Here is a 19,323-nt window from a genome sequence, read left to right as displayed (position 1 = left end):
TGCATGCGCTATTCCCTGAGTGATTTCGATTTTGAACTGCCCGATACCCTGATCGCGCAAACACCTTTGCCCGACCGCACGGCGTCGCGCCTGTTGCATGTTGACGGTGATCAACTGGTAGACCGGCATTTTGCCGATGTCCTGGACCAGTTGTCGGCAGGTGATTTACTGGTATTCAATGACACCCGCGTGTTGAAGGCGCGTTTCTTCGGCGTCAAGGAAAGCGGTGGCAAGATACAGATGCTGGTCGAACGTGTGCTCTCAAACAATGAGCAGGAACGTAGCGTATTGGCACAAATGCGTGCTTCCAAGTCGCCGCTGCCGGGCAGCAAGATCCGTTTGGCCGATAGTTTTGATGTCGTTGTTGGCGAGCGTGTGGGCGAATTCTTTACCCTGCATTTTCCATCTGATATCTTCACTTTGCTGGAAACCTATGGCCGCCTGCCTTTGCCGCCGTATATCGAGCATGATGCCGATGACTTTGATGAGCAGCGCTACCAGACCGTGTATAACCGCGTGCCAGGCGCAGTCGCTGCGCCTACGGCTGGCCTGCATTTTGACCAGGCTCTGTTGCAGCGTTGTCAGGATAAAGGCATCAAACTGGCTTATGTAACCCTGCATGTGGGCGCAGGCACTTTTCAGCCGGTCCGTACCGAAAACCTGGCAGATCACCAGATGCACAGTGAATGGTATACCGTGCCAGATGACACCGTGGCAGCCGTCCAGGCGACCAAAGCAGCAGGTGGCAAGGTGGTTGCTGTCGGCACCACCAGCATGCGTGCGCTGGAATCGGCCTCGCAAAGCGGCGCCTTGCAGGCAGGCAGTGATGACACCCGTTTGTTCATCACGCCAGGCTATGTATTTAAAACCGTGGACCGGCTTATCACCAATTTCCACTTACCAAAATCCACTTTGATGATGCTGGTATCGGCCTTTGCCGGTTATGATCGCGTCCGCGCTGCCTATGCGCATGCGATTGCTCATCAATACCGTTTTTTCAGCTATGGCGATGCCATGCTGCTGACCAATTCCTCCGGGGAAGACCATGCTTGAATTTACACTGATCAAAAAAGATAAAACCACCGCTGCCCGTCGCGGCCGTGTCAAAGTCAACCATGGTGAAATCGAAACACCTATCTTCATGCCGGTTGGTACCTATGGTTCGGTCAAGGCCATGTCACCGCTGGAATTGAAAGAAATCGATGCCCATATTATCCTAGGCAATACCTTTCATTTGTGGCTGCGTCCTGGCACGGATGTGCTGAACAAGTTTGGCGGCCTGCATGGTTTCATGGGCTGGGATAAGCCTATCCTCACTGATTCTGGTGGTTTTCAGGTATTTTCGCTGGGTGCGATGCGCAAGATTACGGAAGAAGGTGTCAAGTTTTCGTCACCCATCAGTGGCGAACGCTTGTTTCTGTCACCAGAAATTTCCATGCAAATCCAGCGCGCCCTGAATTCTGACATCGTCATGCAGTTTGATGAATGTACTCCGTATGAAATCGATGGTCGTCCGGCGACGACAGAAGAAGCGGGCAAATCCATGCGCATGTCCTTGCGCTGGGCCAAACGTTCTATCGATGAATTCAATCAGGGTGAAAACCCGAATGCCTTGTTTGGCATCGTTCAGGGTGGCATGTTTGAACATCTGCGTGATGAATCACTGGCGGGTTTGAATGAACTCAATTTCCACGGCATCGCCATCGGTGGCCTGTCTGTTGGTGAGCCCAAGGAAGACATGATGCGCGTGCTGGCGCATGTCGGCCCCAAGCTGCCAGAAAACAAACCGCATTACCTGATGGGTGTCGGCACACCGGAAGACCTGGTGGCCGGTGTGGCCAATGGCATAGACATGTTCGATTGCGTCATGCCTACCCGTAATGCACGCAACGGCTGGATTTTCACCCGCTTTGGCGATATCAAAATCAAGAATGCGCGCTACAAGGAAGAAAAAGAACCACTGGATGCGACCTGCGAATGCTATGCCTGCAAGAACTTCTCGCGCGCTTACCTGCACCATTTGCACCGCACTGGCGAAATTCTGGGCGCACGTTTGAACACCATCCACAATCTGCATTACTACCTAGATTTGATGAAAAATATCCGCAAGGCGCTGGATGATGAGCGCTTCCCTGAGTTTGTTCAGCAGTTCCATGCTGACCGGGCACGCGGTGTTTGATAGGGTATCTGACTCGGTGTCTTATTTAATACGGTAAATAAGCGGGGTAGAACCAGTTTTTCGAATTATATTCTGGGCGCTTGCAGGCAAAATGGCGCTCTCGTCCAAGAGGACAAATTAATTCCAGAGGTCTGATATGAACTATCACCCCGTCATTATCGCCGGCGGCGGCATTTCCGGCTTGTATTGCGCCTGGCGTCTGGCCCAGGCTGGGCAAAAAGTGGTGGTGCTGGAAGCATCATCCGATCGCTGGGGTGGCCGCATAGAAACCGAAGATCTCGACGGTTTCATTGCCGAATGGGGGCCGATGCGCTTCGAGCCTACCTTGCAACCGCGTTTCGATAAGCTGTGCCGTGATCTGGGCGTCAAATTGACTGAATTCAGCGGCCCCGAAGGCGAAGAAGTCAATGCACCCACTTACGATTTGCCTGCGGAAGAAATGGGCCTCAATTCTCTGCAATTGCTGAAACGCGGCATCATGCTGGTGATGGGGCAAGATCCGCAAGACCAGGCGTGGATAGATCACCAGACCGAAGCCGATTACCAGCGCATGCGCAAACATGCGCAACTCAATGGCCAGCCGCTGTGGAGTATGGGCTTCTGGAATGCCTTGTCCGCCGAAGGCGTGCTCAGCCACCTGGCCTTGACCAAGTTGCGGGATACCGGCACCTTCTATCATATGATTCCAGAAAACCTGAACGCCATAGAATGGATCATCTGGTGGTTGCGTGCATTGAAAACTGTGGGCCAGCAATTGGCCAGTGTCGATGGTGGTACCGCCAAACTCACTGAAAGCCTGATGGCAAAATTGCGCAGTTCAAGCAATGTGACTTTGGCTGGCGGTCATATGCTGACCAGCTTCAAGCAGGTTGCCATGGGCCAGCCCCTGCTGGAACTGGAAGTGCGTACCAAAAGCGGCAGCATACAGTTGCAGACCGATAGACTGATCCTGGCTTTGCCCAGAATGCCACTGGTGAAACTGGCTTCCTGCCTGCCGGAACATGTGGCGTCGCAACTGGATGCTGTCAACGGTTTCCCCATGCTGAAACTGTTTTTTGTGACGGATTCACCGTGGTGGGATTATGCCCAAAGGCCGCAACAATATGCGAGCTGTCTGCCTACCCGCGAAATTCATTATTTCCGCCGCCCGCAAGGCAAGGACAAGGATGGTCACGGCATGGTCCTGCTCTACATGGACCGCCCGTCGACAGAATTCTGGAAACATTATGTGATGGAATCAGAGCGCCATGACCGGGCCGAAATCGACCAGAACGTCAAAATCGTCGATGCCTTTTCACTGTTTGTGGCACGCGATGTAAAGCGCCTGGTGGATATCAAACGTTCAGGCCTTAAACTGACTGACCAGGCCCAGCACATGTTTGAAGAAAAATCACTGGAAGAGACCCGCACCCATATCAAAAACTCCATCGTCACCTATGGTATCCGCGACTGGGCCAGGGCACCGTACGGCGCTGCCAATCATGGCTGGCAACCCGGCGTTCGCTCATGGAAAGTCATGGACGTGTTCAAAGCCTTTGATTTCGGCAGTGGTGCCAAGAATATCCACATTGTTGGTGAGGCATATTCCGATTATCAGGGCTTTGTTGAGGGGGCGCTGAACAGCTCTGAACTGGCATTGGCGACCATACGAAGTACCTGATGTAGCATCCGTGGACGCAAGTGTGGTTTTGACGCAGAAGTTATATATGTATTTGAGCGTGTAACAATGACAAGCCAAATGAAGCTTGTTACACTTTCTTCTCTCATTCATAACAGGCGTTTTAGCCACTACGGAGAAGATCTGTGAAAATAAATGCACGCTGGATTGCTTTGGTGGTGGTATTGGCGGCGGCCTATCCTGGCGCATCCTGGTACACGGGAAAACGTGTCGCGTCCAATCTGATGGCAGCGAAGGATCAAACAACGCAGACACCATTTATCAAGATCGTCAAACGGGATTATCAGCGTGGTATTTTCACTTCGGTCGAAGATACTACCGTAGAACTGAACCTTGCAAGTATGACCAAACCCAGCCCTGTGGTCCCGTCTGGTGCCGGTGATAATGCTGGTCCGGACCCGACGAATCAGGCTGCCCAGGCTACCAAAGGGCAGCAGCTACCGGCTATGCAATTGCGTTTTATCAGCCGTATCCAGCATGGGCCTTTTCCCGGCTTGCGTGGCTTCGGCGCAGCCTCTATCAAGACGGAACTGGTGCTGGACCCGGCCAGCAAGGCTGAACTGGAAAAAATATTCGGCACTGCCGCACCTTTGCAAATCAGTTCCACCCTGGCTTATGGTGGTGCGGGGCATGTGACATTATCCAGCCCGGCTTTCTCGACCATCACTGACAGGGATCGCGACAAAGTGGCCTGGCAGGGTGTGAATATGGAAGTGGATTTTGACAAGGATTATAAAAATTTCCGTGTCAGCCTGAACGCCCCTGGTTTGACAGTAGACAGTCTGGAAGGGCAGTCATTTAAAATGGGTGCCGTCAGTATCAAGGGCGATGCCAGCAAGGCTTATCCTACAGGTCCTTTGTATGTAGGTAAATCCGAGGCCACGCTGGCCAGCATCAGTTTCAGTGACAAGACAGATGCGAAAAAGAGCTTTTCCATGCAGCAATTGGGCCTGAGCACCGATGCCAGCATCAAGGATGACTTTCTGTCTGTGTTTGTGAGGTTGGGTGTCAACAAGTTCATGTTTGATCAGTTGGAATTCAGCAATTTCCATTACGACTATGGGCTGAAACACTTGCATGCTCCTTCCATTGCCCAGATTTCTACTGCCTATTCCGGCGCTACAGCCGATCCTGAAAAAATGGCTGCCCTGAAGGCGGTATGGGAACAAGTTGGGCCGACCATCATCAACGGCCAGCCGGAGCTGGTACTGGAACGTATCAGTATCGTTACCAGTGATGGCGAGGCAAAACTGACAGGTGGGATGAAACTGGTCGATGCCAATGGCACCGACATCAGCAATATCATGGCCCTGTACCCTAAGGTACAGGGTAATCTGGACATTACCCTGACAGATGTGCTGGTCAGCAAACTGGGCGGGGCCACGCAAAAAGACCCGGATATGCAGAAGGCCGCGCTGGATGCGATGAACCAGCAAATCGCCAGCTTTGTCGAACAGGGTTATATTAATCGCAACGGTAAGTTGCTCAATTCCAAGCTTGAATGGGCGCAGGGGAAATTGACAGTGAACGGCAAAGCCTTCCAGCGGCCAGGATCATAATGGCAATATAAACCATCAAGGCAACATACATAATTAAAGCAACATAAGGGTGGCATTACAATGCTGCCCTTATTTAAATTGTAGTTATAAGAATAATAAATCCAGACAGCAAGCTATTTTTCTCATTTCCCAGCCCTGAATCATCCCGTATATGCTGACAATTGAAAGCAATTGCTACTTGCAGTGCTAAAATACAGAGCTTTGCCAATTGAAAATTAAACTTTTGGCGCTATATACCACTAATTGCAACAAAATGTATCCGGTTTTGTGTCGCAAAACGGGTTAAGTATTATTAAAATGACAGGAGTCTGAACGTGTTTATTTCCAACGCTTATGCGCAATCTGCTGGTGCCGGTCTTGATGGTAACCTGATGAGTTTCCTGCCGATTATTCTGATGTTTGTGGTGCTGTATTTCCTGATGATACGTCCACAGATGAAACGTCAGAAAGAACAGCGTTCCATGATGGATGCACTGGCCAAGAATGATGAAGTGATCACATCCGGTGGTGTGTTGGGCAAAGTGACCAAGGTTACTGATGCCTATGTCACCATCGAAGTGGCTGACGACACAGAAATCGTAGTTCAGAAAGTAGCCATTACAATGTTGCTGCCCAAGGGCACGATTAAAGCGCTTTAATCAGCGAACACAGGCAACGCAGTCCCATTAACCTTTGGGCTGCGTTGTGCTTTTTAGCTTCCCATTATTTTTCCCATTATGAATCGCTATCCACTCTGGAAGTACCTACTGATTCTGATTGCGCTGGTGTTTGGTGCCTTGTATACAGCCCCGAACTTCTTTGGCGAATCACCCGCGGTACAGATCAGCAGCGCCAAAGCCACGCTCAAAATTGACTCCAGCATGATGCCTGCCGTAGAGCAGGCTCTGACCAAAGGCGGTTTGAAAAACAAAGGTCTGGCTTACGAAAACAACGGCGTGCAAGGCACGATACGGGTGCGTTTCGAAGACACGGATACCCAGTTCAAAGCCAAAGCCTTGCTGGAAAAAGAACTGAATAACGATCCGTCCGATCCGTCCTATACGCTGGCATTCAATTTGTTGCCGAATACACCTGACTGGTTGCAAAGCCTGCATGCCCTGCCTATGTATTTGGGCCTGGATTTGCGCGGTGGTGTACATTTCCTGATGCAGGTGGATACCAAAGCGGTGTTGAACAAACGTGTTCAGGGTTTGCTGTCCAGCACCCGCGCCACCTTGCGCGACAAGGATGTGCGTCATGCCGGTGTCACTCGTGAAGGCGATCAGATATTGGTCAAGTTCCGTGATGTGGCGACGCGTGACAAGGCCAAGGCAGTACTGGCCGGTAGCATGACTGATGTCGATTTGCTGGATGTGGCAAGCACAGATGCCAGCGAATTCAATCTGCATGTCAGCTTGAAGGCCAAGGCACTCAAAGACGTTGTGGCTGAAGGAATCAAGCAAAATATTACCGCCCTGTCCAAGCGTGTGAATGAACTGGGTGTGGCAGAACCGATTATTCAACAGCAAGGCGCTGACCGTATCGTTGTGCAATTGCCTGGTGTACAGGACGTGGCCCGTGCCAAGAGCATCATCAACCGTTTGGCGACGCTGGAAGTACGTCTGCTTGACGACAGTGTGATCGGCCCGGTTGATGCCAACACACCTGTGCCATTTGGCTCCGAAATGTTCAAATCCAATCGTGGTGAAAACCTGATCCTGACCAAGGATCCGGTCATCACGGGTGACGACATCACCAATGCAACGGGCAGTTTTGACCAGCATCAGCAGCCAGCCGTCAGTGTAGACCTGAATGGCGATGGTGGCCGCAAGATGTCACGTGCTACCAGCACCCGCATCGGCAAGCGCATGGCGATTGTCCTGTTTGAAAAAGGCAAGGGCGAAGTGCTGATTGCACCAACCATCAATGATGAATTGCGCAACAGCTTCATCATTACCGGCATGGGCTCTACCGCTGCTGCCGGTGACCTGGCCCTGTTGCTGCGCGCTGGTTCGCTCGCCGCACCAATGGAAATCATTGAAGAACGCACCATAGGCCCGCAACTGGGTGTGGAAAACATCAAGCAGGGTCGCAATTCCACGCTGTATGGTTTTGCCGCAATTGCGGTATTCATGATAGCGTATTACATGATGTTCGGCTTCTTCAGCGTGCTGGCCCTGTCGGTCAACCTGTTGCTGCTGGTTGCGCTGCTGTCGCGCTTGCAGGCGACGCTGACATTGCCAGGTATTGCTGCGATTGCGCTGGCGCTGGGTATGGCGATTGATGCCAACGTGCTCATCAATGAACGGATACGGGAAGAGTTAAGGGCTGGCAAAACACCGCAAAAAGCCATCGAAGAAGGCTTTGGTCATGCCTGGGCAACCATTCTGGATTCCAACGTGACAACGCTGATCGTAGGTTTGGCATTGCTGGTGTTTGGTTCCGGCGCAATTCGCGGCTTTGCTGTCGTGCATTGCCTGGGTATTGCTACTTCCATTTTCTCTTCTGTGTTTGTATCGCGCGGTGTAGTTAACCTGTGGTACGGCAAGAAAAAGAAACTGTCGTCCATTTCTATTGGCCAGATCTGGAAGCCAACAGAAGATGTTGTGAAATAAGCGCACAGCCAAACAAGAATACAGGACTACATCATGGAATTATTCCGCATTAAAAAAGACATTCCTTTCATGCGCCATGCGCTGATATTCAATGTCATCTCTGCATTGACCTTCGTGGCAGCCGTGTTTTTCCTGCTGCACAAGGGCTTGCATTTCTCGGTTGAATTTACCGGTGGTACGGTCATGGAAGTGACCTACCCGAAAGCGGCGAATGTTGACGGCATCCGGAAAATGGTCGAGCACCTGGGTTTTGACGATTCGCCAGTGCAGACTTTCGGCAAGGCGCAAGACGTGGTGATCCGTTTGCCAGAAACCAAGAAAGATGCCAAAGCACCAGTCTCTGACGTTGTGTTTGAAGCCTTGTGTAAAATGGAAAACGGTAACCTGACCAAACTGGCAGGTAGCGCTGAAAGTGGTGGTGGCTCTGGAAAAATGGTGTGCCAGGACGCTGCCCAGAACGAACCCGTGAAATTGCAAAGGGTAGAGCTGGTTGGTGCCCAGGTGGGTGACGAACTGGCACATGACGGTTTGATGGCCTTGCTGTTTGTGATACTGGGCGTGATGATTTACCTGGCCATACGCTTTGAATGGAAATTCGCAGTAGCTGCTATTGTCGCCAACTTGCATGACGTGATTATCATTCTTGGTTTCTTTGCCTTTTTCGAATGGGAATTCAATCTGTCGGTACTGGCAGCGGTACTGGCGGTACTGGGTTATTCGGTGAATGAATCGGTGGTTATTTTTGACCGTATCCGTGAAAATTTCCGCAAACAGCGCAAGATGTCTGTCACGGAAGTAATAGACAATGCGATCACCAGCACTATTTCCCGTACCATCATCACCCACGGCTGTACCCAGATGATGGTATTGTCGATGCTGCTGATTGGCGGCCCGACTTTGCATTATTTTGCAGTTGCTCTGACGATAGGTATTTGCTTTGGTATTTATTCTTCTGTGTTCGTGGCGGCTGCGATTGCGATGTGGCTGGGCGTGAAACGGGAAGATCTCATCAAGCCTATCAAGGAAAAAGATGATACCGATGGCGCTGTTGTTTAATATCCAGCAACTCTGTCGCTTCCATGTAACGGAAGGTATCTAAAATGAGAGCCAGCCTTTGTGCTGGCTTTTTCTTTGTTAGCATTTCGGGTCTGAACTTTTGATGTTGATTTGAGTCTTAGAAACAATTGCAATCCAATATGTCTTCCTCTTACTGCCTCTACGAGACAGTTGGCAAAAATGATCAGGCCGCTTTTACTTATGCGGTAGTCAATTTGGAGTGGAGACCATTTGTTCACCTGATTTTGCAATAACCTCTTGGCTTCAATGCACTGGATAAAAATAATATGAGCAAATTCAAAACCCTGATTATCGTTGTTGCTCTGGCCGCCATTGGTGGCGCAGCCTACACTTACTTCAAGCCATCTGACAAGGCGACTGGCGAAGGTGCTTCTGCAAAAGCTGGTAGCGGTAATGGCGCTGCCGGTGCAGCACAAAACCGTCCGGTCAGTGTTTCAACCATCATCGCGCTAAAGCGCGACTATGATGTCAGGATTACTGCAAATGGCGTGGTAACTGCATTGAATACAGTCGATATCCGCCCGCAAGTGAGCAGCACCATTGCCAGGGTACATATCAGGGAAGGGCAGTTTGTCAAAGCGGGTGATATCTTGTTCACGCTGGATAGCCGCGCAGATGAAGTCAATCTGGCAAAAGCGCAGGCGCAACTTGATAAGGATCTGGCAACAATGGCAGATTATCAGCGCCAGCTTGCACGCAGCCAGGATCTGGTCAGCAAGAAATTCGTCGCACAAAGTGCAGCCGATACCAGCCAGACACAGGTTGATACCCAGCAAGCTGTGATTGCGTCGGACAAGGCTGCCGTCAATGCCGCCCGTGTTGCACTCAGCTATAACCGCATTGTTGCGCCTTCGGCAGGTCGCACCGGCATCATCAGCGTTTTCCCGGGCTCATTGGTACAGCCCGCAACGGCGACACCACTGGTCACTATTACCCAGATGGACCCGGTAGCGATCAGCTTCCCGCTGCCACAACGCAATTTACCAGATGCGCTGGAAAGTATGCGGCGCAGTGACAGTTACGTCATGGCCAATTTGCCGGACACGACCATCAAGTTTAAAGGTAAGTTACAGTTCGTCGATAATGCCGTGGATGCCGCCTCCGGTACCATCAAGGTCAAGGCGGTATTTGATAACAAAGAAATGAAACTCTGGCCCGGTGCCTATGCCAATCTGGAACTGAGCGTACAGACCTTGAAAGATGTCGTCGTAGTTCCTCAGGACGCCGTCATCGTTGGCCCTCGTGGCAGCTCGGTATATATCGTTGATGCAGAGGGTAAGGCGGTGATGAAACCAGTGGTCGTCACAAACAGTTTCGGTACAGATGCTGTCGTGACAGGCATCGAAGCAGGCGCCAAAGTAGTCCTCGACGGCAAGCAGAACCTGCGTCCTGGCGCCATTGTCAAGGAACGTAATGGCGATGGAAAAGAAGGCAAGGGTAAGGGCGAGAAGAGCGAGAAGGGTGAGAAGGGTGCAGGCAAGGATGCCAGTAAGCCTGATGCTTCGGCCAGCACCTCATCTGCAGCCTCGGCAGCCCCGGTAGCATCAGCAGCGAGCGCATCATGAATCTGTCTGAGTTGTTCATACGCCGTCCGGTGATGACGGTATTGCTGAACCTGTCGATTGTGGTGGCAGGTGTACTGGCATACCGTTATATCCCGATCGCTGCCTTACCCAGCTATAACACACCCGTCATCAGCGTAAACGCCAACTTGCCGGGTGCCAGTCCTGAGACCATGGCGACCTCGGTAGCCTTGCCGCTGGAAAAACAGTTTGCCACCATACCTGGCTTGTCGATCATCAGTTCCAGCAATACCCTGGGTTCTACCTCACTGACGCTGGAATTTGACCAAAACCGCAATGTTGACGCAGCTGCAGTGGATGTGCAGGCTGCGTTGTTGCGTGCACAGCGTTCTTTGCCGGTGGACATGACATCGCCGCCATCCTATCGCAAAGTCAATCCTGCTGATGCGCCTGTGCTGTTCATTGCCCTGACATCGCCATCACTGAGCCTCGCTGAATTGACCAGCTATGCCGAGCATTTGATCTCGCCGAGTTTATCGACGCTCGAAGGTGTGGCGCAGGTGAATATTTTTGGTATCAAGCGCTATGCTGTGCGCATACGCGTCATGCCAGATGCCTTGCAGGCACGTAATCTGACCCTGGATGAATTGTCCGCATCCATACGTACTTCGAATGCGAATACGCCGGTCGGTACCTTGGACGGTGACAAGCAAACACTGACACTGCTGGCCAATAAGCAAATGCAAAGTGCCGCAGAATTTGCCAATTTGGTGGTCAGCAATAAAGGCGGGCAAGTCGTGCGTTTGCGCGAAGTGGCCACCGTTGAAGACAGTTACGAGCAAGTCAAAACCAACGCCAATTTTAATGGCGAAAGCTCGATTACCCTGGCCATACAAAGGCAGACGGACGCGAATACCGTCAAGGTGGTAGATTCGATCCGGGCTGCCTTGCCAGATTTTAAATCGCAATTGCCAGCTTCCGTCAAAATGAACCTGGTGAATGACCGCTCTATCTCCATTCGCGATGCCCTGCATGACGTTAACCTGACCTTGTTGCTGACCATCTTCCTGGTCGTTATCGTTATCTTCCTGTTCTTGCGCCGTATGGTTGCGACCATTATTCCTACGCTTTCCCTGCCGGTATCCCTGATTGGTGCCATCGCGCTGTTATGGGGCTTTGGTTATACGCTGGATAATGTCTCCTTGCTGGGTTTGACGCTGGCGGTAGGTCTGGTGGTCGATGATGCCATCGTCATGCTGGAAAACATCATGCGCCATGTGGAAAACGGTGAACCACCGTTCAAGGCAGCGCTACAGGGTTCTCGTGAGGTGGGCTTTACCATCATCTCGATTTCCACTTCGCTGGTAGCAGTGTTTATCCCCATCTTCTTCATGCCTGGCGTGATTGGTCAATTGTTCCATGAGTTTGCTGTTATCGTCAGCCTGGCTATTGTTGCCTCGGCTTTCGTTTCGCTGACTCTGGTACCTATGCTTGCCAGCCGCTTCCTGAAAAGCGAACACGAACTGAAAGAGCCGCCAAAAGCGGTGGCTGCAATGTTGCATGTATTTGAGCGCGGTTTTAACGCTTCCTTGCGCAGCTATACCAGTGGCCTGGACATGGCATTACGTCACCGCAAACTGGTTCTGCTGATTGCCCTTGCGACATTTATTGGAACTGCATATCTGTTTAACGTCATTCCCAAGGGTTTCTTCCCGCAAGAAGATATCGGTCAGATCAATGTATCGACCGAGGCGGCAGAGGAAACTTCTTTTCCCGCCATGGTGAACTTGCAGGACAGGGTCGCCAAAATCATACGTGATGACCCGAACGTGGCGACGGCGACTTCATTTAACGGTGGTAGTGGTTCGCAAAACACTGGCCGTATGTTCGTCAACCTGAAACCGCGTAATGAACGCAAGCCCATGAAAGATGTGGTCGATGGTTTGCGCAAGAAACTCAACGAGGTTCCTGGCATTGCTGTGTTCCTGCGTCCGACACAGAACTTGCAATTGGGCGGCCGCCCCAGCAAGAGCCAGTATCAATATATCCTGCAAAGTGTGGAAGCGGGATCTTTGAGTGACTGGGCCATCAAGCTGCAAGAGAAATTGCGTACTGATCCCGGTTTCAAGGATGTCACGACCGATTCACAACTGAAAGGCTTGCAGGCCAGCATCGATATCGACCGTGACCGTGCCAATGCTCTGGGCGTGAGCATGGACAGCATACGTTCTGCCCTGTACAGCGCTTTTGGCGAACGCCAGATATCGACCATGTACACCAACGTCGACAGCTATCAGGTCATCATGGAAGTTGCGCCGGATGCCAAGAAAGATGAAAGTGCAATCAATGGTATTTTTGTGCGCGGCAATACCGGCACACTCGTTCCCTTGTCCAGTATCGCAACGGTCAAACGTACCGTAGGGCCGACTGCGATTAATCACGTCGGGCAATTGCAGGCGGTGACGGTATCTTTCAATCTGGCACCCGGCACAGCCCTGGGTGAGGCGACCAATCGCATAGAAAAATACCGCGATGAAATCAAACTGCCTTCATCCATTATTACGACCTATGGTGGTGATGCGGCGGTGTTCAAGGATTCGCAATCAGGTCAGGTAATACTGATCGTGGCTGCCTTGCTGGTGATCTATGTCTTGCTGGGTGTACTGTATGAAAGTTATATCCACCCGATTACCATTCTGGCTGGCTTGCCGTCTGCGGCAGTTGGTGCCTTGCTGACCTTGCAGATGTTTGGCGAAGACCTGACCCTGATTGCGACGATAGGTATCTTGCTGTTGATCGGTATCGTCAAGAAAAATGCGATCATGATGATTGACTTTGCGCTCGATGCGCAACGGCATCACAACATGACACCGACTGAGGCGATACGCGAAGCCTGTATCCAGCGTTTCCGTCCTATCATGATGACGACTCTTGCGGCGCTGGTTGGCGCCTTGCCGATTGCTCTGGGTCTGGGTGCCGGTGCCGAATTACGTCAGCCCCTGGGTCTGGCAGTGGTGGGTGGTCTGATCTTTTCGCAGGCGATCACGCTGTTCATTACACCCGTGATTTATCTGGCGCTCGACAGGTTCAGCGGCAAAGGGCCTATCGTTGGTGATAGTCTGAAATAACCCCCTTCACATGTGCAATATCGCTTCGATATCTGCATACCTGCAACCCTTTGTCCGCATTGCACTGTGCGGGTAAAGGGCGCGCGTAAATTCCTGATTAGCTGGTAAAAAAGAGAGCAATGCTATGCAGCCGCGTGCATTTTAGCGCCTCAATGGGCAGTACTTATTGATTGTCTTCAAGCAGATGTTGTTTCAACTTGCCTAGTGCAGTTTCCAGTTGTAGGTAATCTGCTTCGGTGTAAGTGTCAAAGCGCACTTTGCCGCTTTGTACAACCTTGGGGAAAACATCGTCAAATGTGGCTTCGCCGCAAGGCGTCAGTTTGACAAACAATTGACGTCGGTCGTCGTTACCGCGTTCGCGTTGTACCAGACCTTTTTGTTCCAGTCGGTCAAGTACACCGGTCAGCGTGCCTTTGGTGATCAGGGTTTTTTCACCCAGCTCCTTGCAGGTCATGCCAGGGGTATTACCCAGAGTGGCAATGATATCGAATTGAGAATGTGTAAAGCCGAGCTTGCGCACTGTCCTTGTCGAGCTGTGCTCAAATAATTGCATGCATTCAGACAGTAATCGTATGCTGCGCAGGAAGCGTTCACCCATATAAGTAATTAAAGTGTTATAGGTTTGATCCACCTCGGCGGACCAAACCTGGGAGCAGAATTACAGCTTGTCGGCTTGCCTGTTCATCTTGCCAACTGGATTAGTCAGCTTTGATCGCTTCTACCTGGATTGCCAGTTTTACTTCAGGTGCAAAACGTGGAACACCAAAATTCATACCGAAGTCAGTACGTTTGAATTCAGCAGTTGCGTCAGCACCGCAAGCTTCTTTCTTGAACATAGGATGCTGGATGCACTTGAATTTGTTGATGGTCAGTGTCACTGGCTTGGTCACGCCCAGCAAAGTCAGTTCACCCTGGACAGAAACAGGTGTGTCGCCATCAAACTTGATGGATGTACCTTTGTAAGTGGCTGTCGGGAATTGGGCAACATTGAACATGTCTTTGGTTTTTGCATGTTCATTCATTTTTTCATGACCGAAATCGATGGAATTGGTATCGATAGTGATATCCACTGTACCGGTTTTCGCTGCACGATCCAGAACGATCTTGCCAGATGTTTTAGTGAACTTGCCACGCCATACGGAGATGCCCATATGGTCAGCTTCAAAACTTGGGTAAGTATGGTTCGGTTCGATATTGTAAGTCTGTGCAAAAGCAGGTGCTGCACTGATCAGCATAGCGGCGGCGATAAGTTGGGTGATTTTCATGTATTACTCCTGGTCTGGAAAATGAATATAAAAAATGTGACGCAATCTCTTTGGTATTGCGTCGGGGCTTACGGGGTGGTGACTACGTGAAACTTGATCTGTACTTCATCGGCAACCATGCCTGTATCTTTCCATTCGCCTTCACCGATATTGAAAGCGAGACGTTTGATAGGAAGGCTGCCGTCAAATACCTGATTATTGCCTTCTTTTTTGACGCTCAGCGGGAAGCTGACATCCAGGGTTTTGCCTTTGATGCTGAGCTTGCCGACGACATCAAGCTTGCCGGTTGCGCCTGCCTTCATGGAAGTGGAAACGAAACTGGCCTTGGAAAACTGGGCTGCGTTAAACCATTCTTTTTTCAAGACTTCCTTGTTGTATTCAGCATCGCCCAGATCAAAGCTGGCGACATCAATATCAACAGTTGCCTTGGATGCTTCAGGCTTGGCGGCGTCATAATCGATATTGGCAGTAAATTTCTTGAACTTGGCATCGACCGGCACATTCATTTGCTTGAAGACGATACTGACTGCGCTTTTGGCATTGTCGAGCTTCATGACGGCGGCCATGGCCGGAGCGATGATGGCCAGCGCAACTGCACTGGATAGCAGAATTTTTTTCATGGTAGGTGATGACATAGGTGTTCCTGATAAAAGTGAATTAGTGACCGGGACGCATGCGATTCAAGAGCCCGTCCTTGTCGATGAAATGGTGTTTCAGTGCAGCGGCTACATGCAACAAGACCAGCGCCAGCATCACATAGTTCAAAGTTTCGTGAAGCTCTTTGAGCGTCTCTTTCAGTTCTGGATTGGGACCCATCAGTACCGGCAATTGAAACAGACCCAGGTACACCACAGGGTAGCCGGAAGCCAGCGTATAAAAATAGCCGGACAGCGGCACGGCAAACATCAATACATACAGCAGGATATGAGTGGCATTGGCAGCCTGGGTTTGTAACTTGCCCATATTTGCCGGGTAGGGGGGCGCCTTGTTGAACAGACGCGTCAGCAAACGTATGGCAACCAGCGCCAGCACCGTCACACCCAGCCATTTATGGTAAGAAAAATATTGCAGTTTGGTGGGGCTGAACTTCATGTCGGTCATGATGGTGCCAAGTGCAAAAGCGGCAATAATCAATAGCGCGATGAGCCAGTGCAGAAGAATGCTGACATTGGAGTATTTGTGCGTTGCTGGCATGAGGGCTCCTCTGATGAAAGAGATAATTAGTTCTAAGTAGAACTAATATAGCAAAAAAAAGTAAAGTCTGCTGAAGTGCAGTTTATTTTCCAGTAGCAAAGAATTACAACATAGTAGTCATAGTATGAGCTTGTTGCAAAAATAAGCAGTGTTTGCCATACTTTTTTACCGATTTATTGATTTGTTTCAACACGTGTGTCTCAGAATCACCTTACAAATTGCAGCAATCTTTTTTACGGGTGATCAGACAAGTCTATTATCATAGGGCCATGTTATTAATTTCATCATGGCTATCATGAAATCTGAAACTCTTGAAAAAAAACTGGTGGAGCCTGCAAAGTCCGTACTAGGAAACGTCAGCAATGCCGTCAGTGAAACCACGGATTTGCTGGATCAAAGCGGACCGCTGCAGCCTGGTACCGGGTTGGCCAGTGGCGTGCTTGCCTTAACCCTGGCGTTTCTTTGCCTGCTTGGCGTATTGGCTTTTCACTTTCCGCAGTACCTTACCACGCCAGAGCTCAGGCAAAAGTATTCGCCCGACTTGATACGCCATATCCTGTTTGCGGCTTTGCTGTTGTCCGGTGTTATCAGCCTGCTCAATGTCTTGTTCAAGCGCCGTCGTGGTTTGAACGGGGTTGCCGGCATGCTGGTGCTGGCCAGTCTGGCGCTAGGCGGCTCGCATGTGCCGGTGGCAGATTTTCCGGATCACACGCCCTATATCGGACTGGACTGGTTCATCCTCGATCTGCTGGGTTCAACCATCATTTTTGTGGCGATAGAAAAAATCTTCCCGCTGTATAAGGGGCAGTTGATTTTCAGGCGCGAATGGCAAACCGATATGGTGCATTTCGCCGTCAATCATTTCATCGTTGGTCTGGCTTTGCTGACCGTCAATTTTGCCATTCATAAACTGTTTGGCTGGATGGCGCATGACAGCGTGCGCGCATTTGTGCAGTCGATTTATTTCTTCCCGCAATTGCTATTGTGTATTCTGGCAGCGGACATGGTGCAGTACTGGACCCACAGGGCGTATCATGAAATTCCATTTTTATGGCGTTTCCATGCTGTGCATCACTCAGCCAAAACCATGGACTGGCTGGCCGGTTCACGTCAGCACATCCTGGAACTGATCGTTACGCGGGTTGGGGTGCTTGGCGCCCTGTATGTACTGGGCTTCGACAAGACCGTGATGGACTGGTACATCATCGTGGTGGGTTTTCAGGCAGTGTTCAATCACGCCAACGTGCACTTGCCATGGGGACCAATTAAATATGTGATCGTGACACCGGATTTCCATCACTGGCATCATTCATCGGATGACGTGGCTATCGACAAGAATTATGCAGCGCATTATGCCTTCCTCGACCATATATTTGGTACGGCGATCAAGGGGCAAACAGGCTTTCCGGAAAAGTATGGCGTGCAGGGCGACTATATGCCTGACGGTTTCGTGAAACAACTGATGTTCCCGTTCCGTTCGCAGAAATAAATAATTTTAAGCAAGACCAAAAGACTCACCACAGAGACACAGAGGCACAGAGAAAAACAAAAGAGAGAAAAGCAGTGTGATGCAAGCTTGCTGTTCTCTGCTTTTCCTCTGTGTCTCAGTGTCTCTGTGCTTAATGGTCTTCTTGATTAGCGATTAGATAGGATTAGATAGCTTTCGCCAGTTTGGCAGCGATGCCGATGTAGTTTGCCGGTGTCATTGCCAGCAGCAAATCCTTGGCGTCGCGTGGGATCGCCAGACCTTCGACAAACTCTTGCAAGGCTTCTTTGGTGATGCCTTTGCCGCGTGTCAGTTCTTTCAATTGTTCGTAAGCGTTTTCAACCGCATAACGACGCATCACGGTTTGTACAGGTTCTGCCAATACTTCCCAGGTTGCATTGAGGTCGGCAGCCAGGCGTTCAGGATTGGTTTCCAGTTTGTTCAAGCCACGCAGGCAGCTGTCATAGGCCAGCAGGGTGTAGCCAAATGCCACACCGATATTGCGTAGCACGGTGGAATCCGTCAGGTCGCGCTGCCAGCGCGATACCGGCAGCTTTTCTGACAGGTGACGCAGCAGTGAATTGGCCAGGCCTAGGTTGCCTTCGGAATTTTCAAAGTCGATAGGATTGACTTTGTGTGGCATGGTGGAAGAACCGATTTCACCCGCCTTGGTTTTTTGCTTGAAGTAGCCGACCGAGATATAACCCCAGATATCGCGATTCAGATCCAGCAGGATGGTATTGACACGGGCGAAGGCATCAAACATCTCAGCCATGTAATCATGCGGTTCTATCTGTATGGTGTAAGGGTTGTAGACCAGACCCAGACGCTGTTCGATGACGTTTTTGGAAAAACTTTCCCAGTCATGATGCGGGTAGGCTGACAGGTGGGCATTGTAATTGCCGACTGCACCATTCATCTTGCCCAGAATTTCAACCTGTTCTATACGCTTGATGGCGCGTTGCAGACGCGCGACGACGTTCGCCATTTCCTTGCCCAGGGTCGTCGGGCTGGCTGCCTGACCATGGGTGCGTGACAGCATGGGCACATCTGCATTGGTGTGTGCCAGTTCAGTCAAGCGCGCGATCAGCTTGCGCAGCGACGGCAACATGACGTCATTGCGTGCGGTTTTCAGCATCATGCCGTGCGAGGTATTGTTGATATCTTCAGACGTGCAGGCAAAGTGAATGAATTCGCTGGCGGCCACCAGTTCCGGCACATCCTTGACCTGTTCCTTCAACCAGTATTCAACGGCTTTGACATCGTGATTGGTGACGGCTTCGATATCCTTGATGCGTTGTGCATCGGCTTCAGAGAATTCGGCAACCAGTTTATCCAGCAGTGCATTGGCGGCTGGAGAAAACGCCTTGATCTCATCAAAGCCAGCCTGTGCCAGGGCTTGCAGCCAGGACACTTCGACTTTGACACGATGGTGCATGAAGCCGGCTTCCGACAGGGTGGCGCGCAGGGCATCCACTTTACTTGAATAGCGACCGTCGAGCGGGGAGAGGGCAGAGAGTGAAGATAGGGACATGATGAACAAAAGTAGAAGAAAAACGGAAAGGCTTGCGCAAAAAACAACAATAATTTAACTTATGCAAACATTTGTTGTTTTGCAAAAGTTAATTTTTGTAGATTTA

Annotated in this window: 15 protein-coding genes; 10 read left to right on the top strand and 5 right to left on the bottom strand. The window is 50.7% G+C overall.

The features are described 5' to 3' along the window. The first annotated feature begins 3 nt into the window (after positions 1 to 3). The 9 genes from queA to ACO0LK_RS06235 all read left to right on the top strand — a co-directional run bounded on the left by queA (position 4) and on the right by ACO0LK_RS06235 (position 13,738). On the top strand, positions 4 to 1,053 hold the full coding sequence (gene queA, locus ACO0LK_RS06275; RefSeq protein ID WP_422973227.1) for a tRNA preQ1(34) S-adenosylmethionine ribosyltransferase-isomerase QueA: 1,050 nt from the start codon (positions 4 to 6) through the stop codon (positions 1,051 to 1,053). Further along, positions 1,046 to 2,179 carry a tRNA guanosine(34) transglycosylase Tgt gene (tgt, locus tag ACO0LK_RS06270; RefSeq protein ID WP_422942631.1) on the top strand — a complete coding sequence of 378 codons (1,134 nt, stop codon included), beginning with the start codon at positions 1,046 to 1,048 and terminating at the stop codon, positions 2,177 to 2,179. Before queA ends, tgt begins: the two co-directional genes overlap by 8 nt. 136 nt (positions 2,180 to 2,315) lie before the next feature. Further along, positions 2,316 to 3,839 carry a flavin monoamine oxidase family protein gene (locus ACO0LK_RS06265; RefSeq protein WP_422973224.1) on the top strand — a complete coding sequence of 508 codons (1,524 nt, stop codon included), beginning with the start codon at positions 2,316 to 2,318 and terminating at the stop codon, positions 3,837 to 3,839. 143 nt (positions 3,840 to 3,982) lie between these two features. Next, complete coding sequence (locus ACO0LK_RS06260; protein WP_422973222.1) at positions 3,983 to 5,416, top strand: YdgA family protein; 1,434 nt, start codon at positions 3,983 to 3,985, stop codon at positions 5,414 to 5,416. Between the two features lie 371 nt (positions 5,417 to 5,787). Continuing rightward, positions 5,788 to 6,054, top strand: a complete 267-nt coding sequence (gene yajC / locus ACO0LK_RS06255; RefSeq protein ID WP_422973590.1) for a preprotein translocase subunit YajC — start codon at positions 5,788 to 5,790, stop codon at positions 6,052 to 6,054. Positions 6,055 to 6,132: 78 nt separating this feature from the next. After that, a complete protein-coding gene (secD, locus tag ACO0LK_RS06250) occupies positions 6,133 to 8,010 on the top strand; it encodes a protein translocase subunit SecD (RefSeq protein ID WP_422973220.1) in 1,878 nt (625 codons plus the stop codon). Between the two features lie 33 nt (positions 8,011 to 8,043). Beyond that, complete coding sequence (gene secF, locus ACO0LK_RS06245) at positions 8,044 to 9,066, top strand: protein translocase subunit SecF (RefSeq protein ID WP_422973218.1); 1,023 nt, start codon at positions 8,044 to 8,046, stop codon at positions 9,064 to 9,066. Between the two features lie 287 nt (positions 9,067 to 9,353). Further along, complete coding sequence (locus ACO0LK_RS06240) at positions 9,354 to 10,652, top strand: efflux RND transporter periplasmic adaptor subunit (RefSeq protein WP_422973216.1); 1,299 nt, start codon at positions 9,354 to 9,356, stop codon at positions 10,650 to 10,652. Then, the gene (locus tag ACO0LK_RS06235; RefSeq protein WP_422973214.1) at positions 10,649 to 13,738 is read left to right on the top strand and encodes an efflux RND transporter permease subunit; all 3,090 of its coding nucleotides are present in this window, start codon (positions 10,649 to 10,651) and stop codon (positions 13,736 to 13,738) included. Before ACO0LK_RS06240 ends, ACO0LK_RS06235 begins: the two co-directional genes overlap by 4 nt. Positions 13,739 to 13,901: 163 nt before the next feature. Here the strand turns inward: ACO0LK_RS06235 and ACO0LK_RS06230 are convergent, their stop codons facing one another. The 4 genes from ACO0LK_RS06230 to ACO0LK_RS06215 form a co-directional block, all read right to left on the bottom strand. Then, positions 13,902 to 14,336, bottom strand: a complete 435-nt coding sequence (locus tag ACO0LK_RS06230; RefSeq protein ID WP_422973212.1) for a MarR family winged helix-turn-helix transcriptional regulator — start codon at positions 14,334 to 14,336, stop codon at positions 13,902 to 13,904. A 100-nt stretch (positions 14,337 to 14,436) separates the two neighbouring features. After that, positions 14,437 to 15,003, bottom strand: coding sequence for a YceI family protein (locus ACO0LK_RS06225; protein ID WP_422973210.1), 567 nt, complete (start codon positions 15,001 to 15,003; stop codon positions 14,437 to 14,439). A gap of 68 nt (positions 15,004 to 15,071) precedes the next feature. Beyond that, on the bottom strand, positions 15,072 to 15,623 hold the full coding sequence (locus ACO0LK_RS06220) for a YceI family protein (protein ID WP_422973588.1): 552 nt from the start codon (positions 15,621 to 15,623) through the stop codon (positions 15,072 to 15,074). 37 nt (positions 15,624 to 15,660) lie between these two features. Further along, positions 15,661 to 16,197: a cytochrome b gene (locus ACO0LK_RS06215; protein WP_422973208.1), complete on the bottom strand. Its 537-nt coding sequence runs from the start codon at positions 16,195 to 16,197 to the stop codon at positions 15,661 to 15,663. Between the two features lie 295 nt (positions 16,198 to 16,492). Here ACO0LK_RS06215 and ACO0LK_RS06210 point away from each other — a divergent pair, with 295 nt between their 5' ends. Continuing rightward, on the top strand, positions 16,493 to 17,686 hold the full coding sequence (locus ACO0LK_RS06210) for a sterol desaturase family protein (RefSeq protein ID WP_422973206.1): 1,194 nt from the start codon (positions 16,493 to 16,495) through the stop codon (positions 17,684 to 17,686). Between the two features lie 163 nt (positions 17,687 to 17,849). Here the strand turns inward: ACO0LK_RS06210 and purB are convergent, their stop codons facing one another. Further along, positions 17,850 to 19,217, bottom strand: coding sequence for an adenylosuccinate lyase (purB, locus tag ACO0LK_RS06205; protein ID WP_186950922.1), 1,368 nt, complete (start codon positions 19,215 to 19,217; stop codon positions 17,850 to 17,852). Positions 19,218 to 19,323 lie beyond the last annotated feature (106 nt).

Origin of the sequence: Undibacterium sp. Ji49W, assembly GCF_049340205.1 — a bacterium.
GTDB lineage: Bacteria > Pseudomonadota > Gammaproteobacteria > Burkholderiales > Burkholderiaceae_D > Undibacterium.
Note: the sequence above shows the minus strand (reverse complement) of the source record. Positions and strands in the feature narration are given on the sequence as shown.

Bases quoted from the DNA above. Each gene is read 5' to 3' on its own strand.
- queA (WP_422973227.1), top strand. From the start codon at position 4: ATGCGCTATTCCCTGAGTGATTTCGATTTTGAACTGCCCGATACCCTG.
- purB (WP_186950922.1), bottom strand. From the start codon at position 19,217: ATGTCCCTATCTTCACTCTCTGCCCTCTCCCCGCTCGACGGTCGCTAT.
- secF (WP_422973218.1), top strand. From the start codon at position 8,044: ATGGAATTATTCCGCATTAAAAAAGACATTCCTTTCATGCGCCATGCG.
- ACO0LK_RS06220 (WP_422973588.1), bottom strand. From the start codon at position 15,623: ATGAAAAAAATTCTGCTATCCAGTGCAGTTGCGCTGGCCATCATCGCT.
- ACO0LK_RS06240 (WP_422973216.1), top strand. From the start codon at position 9,354: ATGAGCAAATTCAAAACCCTGATTATCGTTGTTGCTCTGGCCGCCATT.
- ACO0LK_RS06235 (WP_422973214.1), top strand. From the start codon at position 10,649: ATGAATCTGTCTGAGTTGTTCATACGCCGTCCGGTGATGACGGTATTG.
- ACO0LK_RS06230 (WP_422973212.1), bottom strand. From the start codon at position 14,336: ATGGGTGAACGCTTCCTGCGCAGCATACGATTACTGTCTGAATGCATG.
- ACO0LK_RS06225 (WP_422973210.1), bottom strand. From the start codon at position 15,003: ATGAAAATCACCCAACTTATCGCCGCCGCTATGCTGATCAGTGCAGCA.
- ACO0LK_RS06210 (WP_422973206.1), top strand. From the start codon at position 16,493: ATGAAATCTGAAACTCTTGAAAAAAAACTGGTGGAGCCTGCAAAGTCC.
- ACO0LK_RS06265 (WP_422973224.1), top strand. From the start codon at position 2,316: ATGAACTATCACCCCGTCATTATCGCCGGCGGCGGCATTTCCGGCTTG.
- tgt (WP_422942631.1), top strand. From the start codon at position 1,046: ATGCTTGAATTTACACTGATCAAAAAAGATAAAACCACCGCTGCCCGT.
- ACO0LK_RS06215 (WP_422973208.1), bottom strand. From the start codon at position 16,197: ATGCCAGCAACGCACAAATACTCCAATGTCAGCATTCTTCTGCACTGG.
- secD (WP_422973220.1), top strand. From the start codon at position 6,133: ATGAATCGCTATCCACTCTGGAAGTACCTACTGATTCTGATTGCGCTG.
- yajC (WP_422973590.1), top strand. From the start codon at position 5,788: ATGAGTTTCCTGCCGATTATTCTGATGTTTGTGGTGCTGTATTTCCTG.